This window comes from Actinoalloteichus spitiensis RMV-1378 (assembly GCF_000239155.1).
Classification (GTDB): Bacteria; Actinomycetota; Actinomycetes; order Mycobacteriales; family Pseudonocardiaceae; genus Actinoalloteichus_B; species Actinoalloteichus_B spitiensis.
Window position 1 is genome coordinate 1 of record NZ_AGVX02000226.1, and the last position, 13,704, is coordinate 13,704.

Here is a 13,704-nt window from a genome sequence, read left to right on the forward strand (position 1 = left end):
GCGGGCATGGGCTCCTCCCAGCTGGTGCGGATCGTCTCGGGGGTGGAGGGCGGGGGCACGGACGGGCGGGCGGTCGGTTCCGATCGGTCCGCGCCGCTCACGGCAGGCCGGTGCGGGAAAGAGGGCATGGAGGAGCCTCCGTTCCAGGGTGTCACGGGGCGGCGGCCCAGCGGTCGAACCCCGGGCGCGACTCGGGGAACGCGGGCACGACGAGACCCCGTCTCAGGCAAGGTGCGCGACACCGTGACCGGTCCACGGTCCGACGGGATCGGGGACGTCAGCGGTGCGCGGGCGAGCCGCCCGTCAGATGGGCGACCGAAGCGGCGGTACCACGCTGGATCAGCGGGTCACTCGGGTCTCGCTCTCAGATCACGGCGTGACCGTAACAAGGTCCCGCGCCGGCCCGCACCTCTTTTTTCCGCAGGGTCGACCGGACGGGACCACCCTCCCGGCCGCCCCGGTCACCGGGGGTGGCCAGGACCGGGCCGTTGGAGGCCGGCCGACGTGGTCCTCGCGCCGCTCCGTCCCAGACCGCGGCGAGGCGCGCCAGCTCGTCCCGGTACTCGGATCGCCGCACTCTCCAGTGGACACGATGAACGCCGGGGGCACCTGACGTAGGAGGAACACGGCAATGGGGAACAAGGGGAGCGCGGGTCCCTGCGCGCGGGACATCGTCGCCCACTGGTCGGCGCGGGAGGACGAAAGCGCCCTCGGAGTGGACTGGAGCGACGCGCACGAACGGTGTTGGCGCTGCGGTTACCGGTCGGCGTTGCAGAAATGCCATATCATCCCCGCCGCGCTCGGCGGCCCCAACACGGCGGAGAACCTGGTGCTGCTGTGCGGACGGTGCCACCACGAGGCGCCCAACCACCAGGATCCGCGGTACCTGTGGGCCTGGCTCCGGGCGACCTGCGTGTCGTTCTACGACACCTACTGGACCTACCGGGCTACGAGGAATTCGAGACGATGTTCGGGAGGAAGCCCTTTTCCTGGGCCGTCGACACCGGCCTCCTCGACGAGGCCGGGTCGCACGAGCAGTTCCGCGCCCTGTTCCGGATCGAATACGACCGCGTTGTCACCCATTTCGGGCAAGGACGCCTGAACCCGGCCACGATCGCCTGCCTCATCGCGGAGATCGAACGCAAGATCGCGTCTCGGCACGGTGTGGCGCTACCGGTCTCGTCGGAGCGGCACCTGGACAACCGCTTCCTCCAGCTCGTGACCACCGGCACCTGACGAGGGCGGGAAGGAGACGGGGGAGGGGCGCCGTTTCCGGCGACTCCCCTCCCCCGCGGTCCTGGTTCCGGGCGCAGCGGTGGCCCGCACGGTCCACCGCTGCGCCGGGTCTCAGCTGCAGCCGGAGGTGGAGCCGCAGCCCTCGCACACGTAGCAGGACCCGGCGGGGCGCATCTTCGTGCCGCAGGTGAAGCACAGCGGTGCGTCCGCCTCCTTGCCCTGCCGCAGTTCGAGCAGCTCGGTCGAGCTGCCCGCACCGCTCGCCGGGGGCTCCGGGGCCTGCCCGGCCTCCACGGTCGAGCGCATCCCCTCCAGGTCGACCGGCTCGGTGGCGTCACCGTTCTCCCCGGCCACCTGCGCCGACCGCTCGGCAGCGCTGAAGATGCCCAGCTCGACGCGCTTCTCCAACGGCAGGTAGTCGAGGGCGAGGCGGCGGAAGAGGTAGTCCAGGACGCTGGTGGCGATCCGCACGTCCGGGTCGTCGGTCATGCCCGCCGGCTCGAACCGGAGGTTCTGGAACTTGGACACGTAGAACTCGAGGGGGATTCCGTACTGGAGCCCCACGGAGATGGACATGGAGAAGGCGTCCATCACTCCGGCGAGGGTCGAACCCTGCTTGCCGAGCTTCACGAAGATCTCACCGAGACCGTCGTCCGGGTAGGAGCCGGCGTGCAGGTAGCCCTCGGCGCCGCCCACCGTGAAGGACACGGTCTGGCTGGGGCGCTTCTTGGGCAGCCGCTTGCGGACGGGCCGGTACTCGACAACCGGCTCCGGGGCCTCCTCCGCCCCGGACTTCGACTTCCCCGCCGACAGCGGCTGGCCGACCTTGCAGTTGTCGCGGTAGATGGCCAACGCCTTCAGGCCCAGCCGCCAGCCCTCGCGGTAGATCTCGGCGACGTCCTCGACGGTGGCCCGTTCCGGCAGGTTGACGGTCTTGGAGATGGCACCGGAGATGAAGGGCTGGACGGCGGCCATCATGCGGACGTGGCCCATCGGGGCGATGGCCCGCTCCCCCATCGCGCAGTCGAACACCTCGTAGTGCTCCGGCCGCAGCCCGGGAGCGTCCACCACGTGACCGTGCTCGGCGATGTACTCGACGATCGCCTCGCTCTGCTCCTGCTGGTACCCCAACGCGCGGAGCGCACGGGGCACGGTCTGGTTGACGATCTGCATGGAGCCGCCACCGACGAGCTTCTTGAACTTCACGAGCGCGAGGTCGGGTTCGATGCCCGTGGTGTCGCAGTCCATCATCAGGCCGATCGTGCCGGTGGGCGCGAGGACGCTGGCCTGCGCGTTCCGCCACCCGTTGCGGGCCCCGACCTCCAGGCCCCGCTGCCAGGCGCTGGTGGCGCGGGCCTGGATGGCGGAGTCGTTCTGGTCGTAGGTGCGGATCAGGTCGTTGGCCGCGGCGTGCTTGCGCATGACGCGCTGGTGGGCGTCCGCGTTGCGCGCGTACCCCTCGTAGGGGCCCACGATGCCGGCGAGCTCGGCGGAACGCCGGTAGGAGACGGCCGTCATCAACGAGGTGATCGACGCGGCCAGCGACCGCCCGCCGTCGGAGTTGTAGGCGTGCCCGGTGGCCATCAGCAGCGCGCCGAGGTTGGCGTAGCCGATGCCCAGCTGGCGGAACTTCCTGGTGGTGTCGCCGATCTCCGGGGTGGGGAAGTCCGCGAAGCAGATGGAGATGTCCATCGCGGTGATCACCAGTTCGACCGAGCGTTCGAACAGGTCGGCGTCGAAGATCCCGTCCTCGCTCAGGAAGCGCATCAGGTTCAGCGACGCGAGGTTGCAGCTGGAGTTGTCGAGGTGCATGTACTCCGAGCACGGGTTGGACGCCGTGATGCGGCCGGACTCCGGGCAGGTGTGCCAGTCGTTGATGGTGGTGTCGTACTGCACCCCGGGGTCGGCGCACTCCCAGGCGGCCCGGGCGATGCGGTCGAAGAGCCGCCGCGCGTCGACCTCCTCGACCGTCTCACCGGTGGTCCGGGAGCGCAGCGCGAAGGTCGTGCCCGACTCCACGGCCCGCATGAACTCGTCGGAGACGCGGACCGAGTTGTTGGCGTTCTGGTACTGCACGGAGACGATGTCGTCGCCGCCCAGGTCCATGTCGAAGCCGGCGTCGCGCAGCGCCCGGATCTTCTGCTCCTCCCGGGCCTTGGTGTCGACGAACTCCTCGATGTCGGGGTGGTCGACGTCGAGGACGACCATCTTCGCGGCACGCCTGGTGGCGCCGCCGGACTTGATGGTGCCGGCGGAGGCGTCCGCCCCGCGCATGAACGAGACCGGCCCGGAAGCGGTGCCCCCGGAGGACAGCAGCTCCCTGGAGGATCGGATGCGGGACAGGTTCAGGCCCGCGCCGGAGCCCCCCTTGAAGATCAGCCCTTCCTCGCGGTACCAGTTCAGGATCGACTCCATGGTGTCGTCGACCGCCAGGATGAAGCAGGCGCTGACCTGCTGCGGGGAGGCGGTACCGACGTTGAACCAGACCGGGGAGTTGAAGCTGAACACCTGGTGGAGCAGCATGTGGGTGAGCTCGTGCTCGAAGATCTCCGCGTCGGCGTCGCTCTCGAAGTAGCCGTGCTCGACCCCGGCCGCGACGTAGGTGCCCACGACCCGGTCGATGAGCTGGCGGAGGCTGTTCTCCCGGTGCTCCGAGCCCACCGCTCCCCGGAAGTACTTGCTGGTGACGATGTTCACGGCGTTGACCGACCAGAAGTCGGGGAACTCCACACCGCGCTGCTCGAAGTTGACCGATCCGTCACGCCAGTTGGTCATGACGACATCGCGGTGCTGCCAGTTCACGGCGTCGTAGGGGTGGACGCCCTCCGTGGTGTGCACACGGCTCACCCGGAGTCTCGCTCCCGCCGACCGGGATCCGCCGGTGGTGGACTTCGCCCTGCTCCTGGCTCGTCCGGTGGCGCTCCCGACGGTTTCAGTCATGCCGCTCTCTCCTCGTCCTGCTGGTCCTGTTCGTCCGCCGCTCGGGCGGTCGCGGGCGTGTTCGTGCCGTGGTGGGCCGCCTGTGGGCAGCCGTGCGCCACGACACGACGCCGGGTGTGGTTGTGGGGCCGTCCTCGGCCCCCGAAGCCGGGTTCCGCAGACGCTCAGCGGGCGTCGGCGGGCTCCTGCCGGTCCGCCTGGGCGGTCCGCAACTCGGCGATTTCCTTCTCGAAGTCCTCCACGGAGGAGAACGCACGGTAGACGCTGGCGAAGCGCAGGTAGGCGACCTCGTCGAGGTCGCGGAGTGGCCCCAGGATCGCCAGTCCCACCTCGTGGCTGGCGATCTCGGCGGAACCCGTGGAGCGGATGGCCTCCTCGACGCGGTGCGCGAGCTGCTGGAGGGCGTCCTCGTCCACCGGCCGTCCCTGGCAGGCGCGTTGCACGCCTCGGACGACCTTGTTCCGGCTGAACGGCTCGGTCACACCGGAACGCTTGACGACGGCGAGCACGGCTTCCTCGACGGTGGTGAACCGGCGACCACAGCCCGTGCACGACCTCCGACGCCGGATGGCCTGTCCCTCGTCGACCTCCCGCGAGTCGACGACGCGGGAGTCAGAGTGTCGACAGAACGGACACCGCACGATCCACCCCTTAACTCGGTACGTCCTGGTGGGTCCGGCATCGCCGCGCCCACTGACCAGGATACTCGGGCATCGTTCACCAAGCTCACCCGAACCCCAATCTGTAGAGCGTTCCCGGCACTCCGACACTAGATGTTGGGGTCCCAACCTAGACACGCGACCGAAGCGGGTGCAAGCAACGACACGGGTGAACCCCAACTTCGCCCCGACGGGTGGGCTCGACCTGGACGAACGCCGGTCCGTCACCAGGAACGAACCCGGAGTCACCGCCGGTTCGAGGTACCCTCCGCGCCGGCGCCACCCACCCCGACCGAACACTCACCCACCCGCCGACCGGGACCACGAACACACCCGCTCCATGCCGTTGATCGACATGGTCCACCACACGGCGCCCGCCGAGCGACGATTTCCGATCCGTCCGGCACCGAACGCACGTTCGATTGTCGCCACGTTTTCCGGCCACCGGGAAACAGGGACGACGAAGCGACTCACCCATTCGAACAGGTGTTTGATCTTCACGGTGCTTCGCGTTACCGTGGACGTCTCGACAGTCCCGGCTGAGTGGGGCGGACACCGGTCGGTCGGCGCGAAGTCGCGCGATACCGCCGTTTGCCTCCACGGCAGCCCAGGGTGGTCCAGGCGTGGACGGCATGGCGACCCGGATCATCTGGTGAGCGGGAATCGGCGACGGTGACCGGAGCCGAACGTCATTCCGACGTCGGTGCGACGAGGGCGACAGCCCAGGAGGACAGGAGATGGCACGCAGGACCGAGCCGGATTCGGGCCCCGACCGCGCGGCGGCCGTGTCCGAGGTGCCCTCTCCGGGCGCCGCGTCCCCTCCGCACGGCGTGCTGACCACCCGCCAACAACGGGTGCTTGACGTGATCAGGCAGTGGCTGGACGAACACGGCTACCCACCGAGCATCCGGGAGATCGGGGAGGCGGTCGGCCTGACCTCCACCTCCTCGGTGGCCCACCAGCTGCGGACGCTGGAGCGGAAGGGGTACCTGCGCCGGGATCCGAACCGCCCGCGCGCGGTCGGCGTGATCCCGGTCGACGTGGTGGTCCCCGCCACGGAGGAACCCGTGCCCGCGGCACCCGCCTACGTCCCCCTGCTTGGCCGGATCGCGGCGGGCGGTCCCGTTCTCGCGGAGGAGGCGGTGGAAGACGTCTTCCCCCTCCCCAGGGAGATCGTCGGCGAGGGTTCCCTGTTCCTGCTCCGAGTCACCGGCGACTCGATGGTGGAAGCGGCGATCACCGACGGCGACTGGGTGGTGGTCCGCCAGCAACCCGACGCCGAGAACGGCGACGTCGTGGCGGCGATGCTGGAGGGGGAGGCGACCGTCAAGACCTTCCGCCGACGCGAGGACCACGTCTGGCTGATGCCGCACAACCCCGCGTTCGAGCCGATCCTCGGCGATGACGCGACCATCCTGGGCAAGGTGGTGGCAGTCCTCCGCCGGCTCTGACCCCTCCCCGGCCGGAGCGGGGTGGGCCCACGGGACGAGCCGAGGGAGGTGGACCGCCACCGGCCCCGATACCCCGGCCGCAGGGGTTGGGCCTGGTGGGCGAGGACCCCCACGGACGGTCGGCGCGCCGACCGCGTGTTCGCCAGCGGGCGGAACCGAGCGGCGCCCCGGAGGGCAGCGGATGACCTCGGCCGGGGTCGGACGCCCTGCCGGGCCGCGCACCTCCACCCGTACCGGCGGTACCGGGGCGCCCGGGCGGGGACGAGCGCCGAGTGACGCGCGCATCAGCGGCTCCCGACCGCACCCCGCCGCCAGGCTCTCGTGGCCGCACGCTCCCCTCGGCCCGCCGTTCCGGCCGGTCCCGAGCTCAGGCTCGACGCGAACGGCTCACGACCCACATGAGGAGCGCCGCGAGCAGGCCCGCGATCCCCAGCGCCTGCCACCCCGGCATCCCCTCGTCGTCGGCCCTGAGGGCGGCGTCCTCCCCCTCGTTCCGCGCTGGCTCGGCGCGGTCCTCCTCCTCGGACGGCACGGGGCCGCTCGCCGTGGCCGCGCGGGACCGCTCCGCTTCGGCGAGCAGCTCGACGGCGCCGGAGTAGGCGCGGATCGGCTGGTTCTCCCCCTCGGAGGTCGAGAGCAACGTGCCGTCCGGTTCCAGCGCGATCGCCTCGCCCTGGGGCTCGTCCGGTATCGGGATGTTGACCGGCTCGCCGGCCAGCGCGGCCACCACATCGCCATCGGGGGCGCTGAACAGGTAGGCCTCGGTGTAGGTGCGCAGGGCGACGACGGTGCCGTCCGCGCTCACCGAGCCCCCGGTCACCATCACCGACCCCACGAGCTCCGGGATCGGTCCGCCCGGGGTGGTGGTGCTCCGGAACCGCACCGTGCCCACCTCCTCCAGGGGCACCGGTCCCGGTGTGCGCAGCGGCTCCGCCGGTCGGTACACGTAGGCCGTCCCGAAGATCTCCTTCGTGACGATGTGGGGCACGCCGTCACGGTCCAGCAGCAGCGCCTCGGCGTCATGCGGGCCCCTGGGGTACGTCACCCGGTGCAGCGACGCCACTCCGTCCGGGGTGATCCGGACGAAGGCGGCGTGCTCCCGCCGCCGACGGTTGTCCCCGGTCTCGGCCACCCAGATGGTGCCGTCCGGAGCGACGGCGACATCCCCGACGTCGTAGTGGTCGATGCCGGTGGTGATCACCCTCGCGACCGAGCAGTCCCGGTTGAGGACGAAGACCTGGACCTGCGGGTCGTGATCGTTGACCACGTACCAGTTCGTCCCGTCCGAGGCGATTCCGGAGACCATCGTCAACCGGGGGTCGCTCATCCGGCAGAGCTCCACGCCCTCCGGCGGGGAGACGGCCGCCGAAGGGACGGCCGCCGCCGGCACGGCGGAGAGGACGGTGAGCGCCACGGCCCCCAGCACCGTTGACGCGACGGCCATCAGTGGCGCGCCGGCACGTCCACGGCGAACTCCCGCAGCGCGGCGGCGAGGTTCGGCCACACGCGGGCCCGCAGGCGGGTGCCGGTGTCGGTGTGCTCCTCCTCCAGCACCTCCCCCTCCTCGTGCACGCGGGCGACCAGCCCGCCGTGCGAGTAGGGCACCAGGGCGTCCACCACCTCGCCGGGCCGCGGCAGGGCGTCAGCGATGCGCTGGCGCAGCTCCTCGATGCCCTCCCGGGTGTGGGCGGACACGAAGACCGCCTCGGGGAAGAGGTGCCGGAGCTCCGCCAGCACGACCTCGCTCGCCTGGTCGATCTTGTTGACGACGAGGAGCTCGGGGGGCATCGGGGTCTCGCGGTCCTCGGTGATCTCGCGCAGCACCTCCCGCACCGAGGACACCTGCCGCGTGGGCACCGCGTCGGAACCGTCCACCACGTGCACCAGCAGGTCGGCGTCGGCCACCTCCTCCAGCGTGGACCGGAAAGCCTCCACGAGCTGGTGCGGGAGGTGCCGGACGAAGCCGACGGTGTCGGTGAAGGTCAACGGCCGGCCGTCGGGGGTCACCCCGCGCCGGGTGGCCGGGTCCAGGGTCGCGAAGAGGGCGTCCTCCACCAGCACCCCGGCGTTGGTGACCGCGTTCAGGAGACTGGACTTGCCGGCGTTGGTGTAGCCGGCGATCGCCACGTTGGGGGTGCTGCTGCCCAGGCGGCGACTCCGCTTCGTCTGCCGGGCCTGCCCCATCAGGTTGATCTCCCGGCGCAGCCGTGCGATCCGCTTGTGGATCCGGCGGCGGTCGGTCTCCAGCTTCGTCTCACCGGGGCCCCGGCCGCCGATACCACCACCCGCCAGCCGTCCACCGGCCTGCCGCGACATCGCCTCACCCCAGCCCCGCAGCCGGGGCAGCATGTACTGGAGCTGCGCGAGCTCGACCTGCGCCTTGCCCTCCCGCGAACTCGCGTGTTGGGCGAAGATGTCCAGGATGAGGGCGGTGCGGTCGATCACCTTCAGCTTGACGCGCTCCTCCAGCTGACGCAGCTGGCTGGGGGACAGCTCGCCGTCGCAGATGATCGTGTCCGCGCCCTGCGCCACGGCGAGGTCGCGCAGTTCGCGCACCTTGCCCGAGCCGATGTAGGTGGCCGGGTCGGGGCGGGGGCGCCGTTGCACCAACCCGTCCAGGACCTCGGAGCCGGCCGTTTCGGCGAGTCGGGCCAGCTCGGCCAGGGAGGCCTCCGCGTAGGCGCTGTCACCGTCCGTCCACACGCCGACCAGCACCACCCGCTCCAGGCGGAGCCGCCGGTACTCGACCTCGGTGACGTCGGTCAGTTCCGTGGAGAGGCCGGCGACCCTGCGGAGGGCCACCCGGTCGGCGAGGGCCAGGTCACCCGTCGACGGAGTCTCTTCTTCGACCAGTTCTGGGTCGGACTCGAAGTTCGTCATACGACTCCATCATCCCACGGTTGGCCACCCTTTTTCCGCTCCCGAGGGAGGTGGGGTGCCCTCGGGGCCGGGGCGGGCGGGTCCGGGCCGCTCCGGACGCGGCCCGCGGACCGCGCGGAACCACGGGCAGCCGGGGGCGCGACCGCGTCCGCCGTCCACCTCACCCGGGCTGGACCCGCGAGGCGGCCGGCTAGTCATCCTCGTGGAGGGCGACGTAGACGCCGTAGCGCCGCGCGCCCGCCCCCGGTCGCCGGTCGGCGAACTCGTGCAGCAGCCCCCGCAACCGGCCGAGGAACTCCTCACGACCGTCCTCGTCCAGCTCGAGCACAAGCCGGGACTGCCGCAGCGTGGCCGGGGCGGCCGATCCCACCTCGGCGAGGAAGGCCGCCAACATCGACTCCGACAGTCGTTCCCGCTCCGCGCGCCCCAGCTCCAGGTCACACGACAGCTCCACCGACCGGTAGGGGATCGCCCGAGCGTTCTTCGCCCCCCTGCGCGGGCGACCGGCCACCAGGAAACCCGCCGCGACGAGGCGGCGGACGTGGTAGAGCACCGTGGCCGGATCCCGGTCCAACCGTTCCGCGAGTTCCTTGTTGGTCAGCTCGCGTCCGTGCAGGAGCCGGATGATGCGCAGCCGTACCGAAGAGGCGAGCGCCGCCGCCTGCTTCTCCGTGGCCGGCACCCGCCGCGCGCTCCGCGTCTCCTCGGCCGGCTCACCCATGTCGACAGCCTAGGCACGACCGCACCGGACCCGATGGCCACCGCCCCCACCTCCGCACCCCTGGGGGCCGGGGTGAGCACCGGCATGTGATTGACGGTTTCCAACCGATGCTGGACCATCGCTCCCCGTGACGGGGAGCAGCCTCTGGCACCACCGGGACTTCCGTCTCCTGTGGGTCGGGGAGACGACGGCGCAGTTCGGCAAGATCATCGGTTCCGTCCTGATACCCCTGGTGGCGGCCACCGGCCTTGGTGCCAGCCCGTTCCAGATGGGCCTGCTGACGGCGGCGAGCACCAGTGCCTTCCTCGTGCTCGGGCTCCCTGCCGGCGCGATCGTGGACCGGGTACGACGACGGCCCCTGATGCTCCGGTGCGATCTGGCTCGCGCCGCCCTCCTGGCCACCGTTCCCCTGGCCTGGTGGTGGGACGCGCTGAGCTTCACGCACCTGCTGGTGGTCGCACTGCTCGTCGGGGTGTGCACGGTCTTCTTCGACGTCTCCTACCAGTCGATCCTGCCGACGCTGGTGGGCAGGAGCAGGCTCGTGGAGGGCAACACGAAGCTCCAGGCCAGCGAGTCGGTCGCGCTCGTCTCCGGCAGTCCGGCGGCCGGCGGCCTCGCCCACGTCATGGGCGCCGGCGGCGGGGTGGTCGTGACCGCCGTCTGCTACCTGGTCTCGGCGACCTCGCTGAGCAGGATGCGCGTCGTGGAGGAACTTCGTCCCCGCCCTCCTGGACGTCGGCTGCGCACCGAGGTCATGGAGGGCGTGCGTTTCGTCTTCGCCCATCCCGTGCTGCGCGCGCTCGCGCTGTGCACCGGGACCGCGAACCTCTTCGGCGGGATCGTCCAGGCGGTCGTCCTGCTGTTCCTGGTCCGCGAGGTCGGCCTCGCCCCGGGTCCCCTCGGGTTGCTGTTGGCGGCGGGAAGCCTCGGTGGTGTCCTCGGCGCGGTCAGCGCGGGCTGGTGGGTGAGGCGGATCGGACAGGTCAGGGCCTGCTGGTTCACGCTGCTGGTGACCACGCCGTTCGGGCTGCTGTGCGCGTTCGCCGAGAAGGACTGGCGGCTGGGGCTCTTCGCCGTCGGCGAGTTCGTCTTCAGCTTCGGCGTCATCGTCTACAACATCGCCCAGGTGAGCCTTCGGCAGTCCCTCACCCCGGACCACCTCCTCGGCCGCATGAACGCCTCGCTCCGCTTCCTCGCCTGGGGGCTCATCCCCCTCGGCGGACTCCTCGGCGGGCTCCTCGGGGAGTGGCTGGGCGTGCGGGAGGCGCTCGTGGTCGGGCTGATCGGGCAGTGCCTGGCGATCGCCTGGGTGGTGTCCTCCCCGCTGTACCGCGACCCGGCCTCGGTGCGCTCGATGGTCGAGCGCACGGCGACCCACCCCCCGGAGGGCGAACCGGGTGTTCCGTCCCGCGCCTGACCGGCACCGGGGTGCCCCCTCACCCGTGTTCCTCGGTTCGGCGGCTGCTCGACCGGCCGCTCGCCCCACCGCCCCGCGCCGATCGGCGGCGCCGATCAGCCCCGCCGAAGCGGCTCCACCTTCCGACGTGTGATCTGACCGCTCACCGTCCTTCCGCCGGTCGAACCGTTGACCGGTGCTCGGCCGTTCGGAAAGCGTTCCCTCGTGATCGTCGAACCCGGTGCCCCGAAGCCGGCACTGTCGAGGGACTTCCGCCTGCTGTGGTCAGCGGACTTCTCCAGCCAGCTGGGCAACGCCGTGCAGTTCGTCGCGTTGCCCCTGATCGCGGCGACGGTGTTCGGGGCGGGTCCCCTGGAGATGGGCCTCCTCGCCGCGGCCGGGACGGCGCCCAACCTGGTCATCGGCCTGCCGGCCGGCGTGTGGGTCGACCGGGTGCGACGCCGCCCCCTGCTGCGGTGGACGGAACGGGGCCAGGCGCTGGTGCTCGCCTCGGTCCCCCTGGCCTGGTGGGCCGGCGTGCTCACGATGGCGCAGCTGTACGTGGTGGCCGTGCTCAGCGGCGCCCTGTTCACCCTCTTCGAGGTGGCCAGCCAGTCCTACCTGCCCGCCCTCGTGGGCCGAGGTCTCCTGCCGGAGGCCAACTCCCGGCTCCAGACCACGCGCCAGGTCATCCAGTTCTCGGGCCGCCCGCTCGGTGGTCTGCTCGCTCAGCTCCTGGGTGCCACCAACGCCGTGGTGGTGTGCGTGCTCGGCTTCGTGGGTTCCACCACCCTGCTCAGCCGGATCCGGGGCGAGGAAGCCCCGCCGGGAGGCGGTCGGAACGGCCGGTTGACCGTCGAGGTCGCGGCCGGGCTCCGGTTCCTGTTCCGGCACTGGTTGCTGAGACCGACCTCGCTGTGCGTCACGGTGCACAACTTCTTCCTCAACGTCTACGTGGCCGTCAGCGTGTTGTTCCTCGTCAGCGACCTCAAGCTCCCCGAGGGGGTGGTGGGCCTGCTCATCAGCGCCACCGGGGCCGGTGGCATTCTCGGCGGCCTGACGGTGCGGCACTGGGCGACGCGCTTCGGCAAGGTGCGCGCGCTCATCCTCATCATGGTGGCGACCACACCCTTCCGCCTGCTCGTCCCCTTCGCCGACACCGGGTGGGCCCTGTCCCTGTTCGTGCTGGGCGTCCTCGGCGGCGGCTACGGCACCATCGCCTTCCAGGTCCTGGCCGTCAGCCTGCGGCAGACCGTGTGCCCGGACGACCTGCTCGGCAGGGTCAACGCCTCGGCCCGGTTCCTGACCTGGGGCGCCATTCCCCTGGGCTCGCTCACCGGCGGGGCGCTCGGGGCGCTGGTCGGACTGCGGCCGACCATGTGGGTCGCCGGGGTGGGAATGGTGCTGTCCACGTCGTTCCTGCTGGTGGCCCCGATGCGGCTGCTGCGGGAGGCCCCGGAGGAGTTCGTGGGTCAGGAGCTGCGCCGGGACGCGGTGGCGACGGACCGACCGGGCACCTCGGACGGCAACTCCCCCCAGGACCCCGCCGGGAACCACCGACCGGTGTCCTGAGCGGGATCGGCGGAGCCGAAAGGATCAGGAGGACCGCGCCAGGGCGGGCTCCCGGCCCGCCTCCCGCCACCAGGAGTCGGCCAGTCGACCGGAGGCGACGAGCACCGCGGGCCCGGTGAGCGTGCTCGTGGTCTCCTCGATGGTCACCGTGAGCGGGCCGCCGGGCGTCTCGACCAGCACCGTCCCGGTCCGCTGGTGGGCCTCGCTGAGGGCCGCGGCGACGGCGGCGACGGTGCCCGTGCCGCAGGACCGGGTCTCGCCGACACCCCGCTCGTGGACCCTCATCCGCACCCGTCCCGGAGCCAGGGTCCGCACGAACTCGACGTTCACCCCGTTCGGGAAGACCTCGGTGTCGTGCACAGGGGCGACGCTCAGGTCGAACTCGTCGAGCAGGTCACCGGCCGAGGCGTCCAGCACGCACGCCAGGTGCGGGTTGCCCACGTCCACGCAGACCCCGTCGAACACGGCGTCGCCGACGACCGCGCTGGACCGCCCGGTCACCGCCGCGCGCCCCATGTCGACGGTCACGGTCGCGTCGTCGTGCACGACGACCCGGCGGCCGCCGGCCCGGGTACCGACGACGAACTCGCCAACCGGTTGGAGGCCGTGGTGGACCAGGTAGCTCGCGAAGACGCGCACCCCGTTGCCGCACATCTCGACGGCCGACCCGTCGGCGTTGCGGTAGTCCATGAACCAGCAGGAGTCCGGCGTGTCGGAGGGGACGAGCTGGTCGGTTCGGGAGGAGCGGACGACGCGGAGCACCCCGTCGGCGCCCAGACCGACCCGGCGGTCGCACAGCGCGCGAACCCGGGCGGAGGTCAGTTCCAGCGCGTCACCTCGGTCGGGCAG

At 71.4% G+C, this 13,704-nt stretch carries 11 protein-coding genes and 1 pseudogene; 5 read left to right on the forward strand and 7 right to left on the reverse strand.

Features of this window, described 5'->3' with window-relative positions:
* Nucleotides 1-631: 631 nt before the first annotated feature.
* Both ACTIDRAF_RS35570 and ACTIDRAF_RS34920 read left to right on the forward strand, forming a co-directional pair.
* Nucleotides 632-871: pseudogene (locus tag ACTIDRAF_RS35570) on the forward strand (HNH endonuclease); the annotation flags it as partial.
* Between the two features lie 95 nt (nt 872-966).
* Nucleotides 967-1,236, forward strand: a complete 270-nt coding sequence (locus tag ACTIDRAF_RS34920; protein WP_245533507.1) for a DUF4128 domain-containing protein — start codon at nt 967-969, stop codon at nt 1,234-1,236.
* A 111-nt stretch (nt 1,237-1,347) separates the two neighbouring features.
* Here the strand turns inward: ACTIDRAF_RS34920 and ACTIDRAF_RS0211470 are convergent, their stop codons facing one another.
* The 3 genes from ACTIDRAF_RS0211470 to ACTIDRAF_RS33770 form a co-directional block, all read right to left on the reverse strand.
* On the reverse strand, nt 1,348-4,176 hold the full coding sequence (locus ACTIDRAF_RS0211470) for a vitamin B12-dependent ribonucleotide reductase (protein ID WP_016698884.1): 2,829 nt from the start codon (nt 4,174-4,176) through the stop codon (nt 1,348-1,350).
* A 164-nt stretch (nt 4,177-4,340) separates the two neighbouring features.
* Nucleotides 4,341-4,817 (reverse strand): transcriptional regulator NrdR, encoded by a 477-nt coding sequence (gene nrdR, locus ACTIDRAF_RS0211475; protein WP_026066002.1) that lies wholly within the window; start codon nt 4,815-4,817, stop codon nt 4,341-4,343.
* 318 nt (nt 4,818-5,135) lie between these two features.
* Nucleotides 5,136-5,336 (reverse strand): hypothetical protein, encoded by a 201-nt coding sequence (locus tag ACTIDRAF_RS33770; RefSeq protein WP_157162985.1) that lies wholly within the window; start codon nt 5,334-5,336, stop codon nt 5,136-5,138.
* 236 nt (nt 5,337-5,572) lie between these two features.
* Here ACTIDRAF_RS33770 and lexA point away from each other — a divergent pair, with 236 nt between their 5' ends.
* The gene (gene lexA / locus ACTIDRAF_RS0211480; RefSeq protein WP_016698886.1) at nt 5,573-6,286 is read left to right on the forward strand and encodes a transcriptional repressor LexA; all 714 of its coding nucleotides are present in this window, start codon (nt 5,573-5,575) and stop codon (nt 6,284-6,286) included.
* A gap of 367 nt (nt 6,287-6,653) precedes the next feature.
* Here lexA and ACTIDRAF_RS0211485 read toward each other — a convergent pair whose 3' ends face one another.
* The 3 genes from ACTIDRAF_RS0211485 to ACTIDRAF_RS0211495 form a co-directional block, all read right to left on the reverse strand.
* The gene (locus ACTIDRAF_RS0211485; protein WP_016698887.1) at nt 6,654-7,730 is read right to left on the reverse strand and encodes an NHL repeat-containing protein; all 1,077 of its coding nucleotides are present in this window, start codon (nt 7,728-7,730) and stop codon (nt 6,654-6,656) included.
* Entirely contained in the window at nt 7,730-9,166 is a 1,437-nt protein-coding gene (hflX, locus tag ACTIDRAF_RS0211490) for a GTPase HflX (RefSeq protein ID WP_016698888.1), read from the reverse strand. The genes ACTIDRAF_RS0211485 and hflX overlap by 1 nt, the downstream gene beginning before the upstream one ends.
* Before the next feature lie 190 nt (nt 9,167-9,356).
* Complete coding sequence (locus tag ACTIDRAF_RS0211495; protein WP_016698889.1) at nt 9,357-9,887, reverse strand: ArsR/SmtB family transcription factor; 531 nt, start codon at nt 9,885-9,887, stop codon at nt 9,357-9,359.
* A 127-nt stretch (nt 9,888-10,014) separates the two neighbouring features.
* Between ACTIDRAF_RS0211495 and ACTIDRAF_RS0211500 the strand changes: the two genes are divergently transcribed.
* Both ACTIDRAF_RS0211500 and ACTIDRAF_RS28405 read left to right on the forward strand, forming a co-directional pair.
* Entirely contained in the window at nt 10,015-11,304 is a 1,290-nt protein-coding gene (locus tag ACTIDRAF_RS0211500; RefSeq protein WP_016698890.1) for an MFS transporter, read from the forward strand.
* 204 nt (nt 11,305-11,508) lie between these two features.
* The gene (locus ACTIDRAF_RS28405; RefSeq protein WP_052168787.1) at nt 11,509-12,855 is read left to right on the forward strand and encodes an MFS transporter; all 1,347 of its coding nucleotides are present in this window, start codon (nt 11,509-11,511) and stop codon (nt 12,853-12,855) included.
* Nucleotides 12,856-12,879: 24 nt separating this feature from the next.
* Here ACTIDRAF_RS28405 and dapF read toward each other — a convergent pair.
* The coding region (dapF, locus tag ACTIDRAF_RS28410; protein WP_016698892.1) for a diaminopimelate epimerase at nt 12,880-13,704 on the reverse strand (825 nt) is incomplete at its 5' end.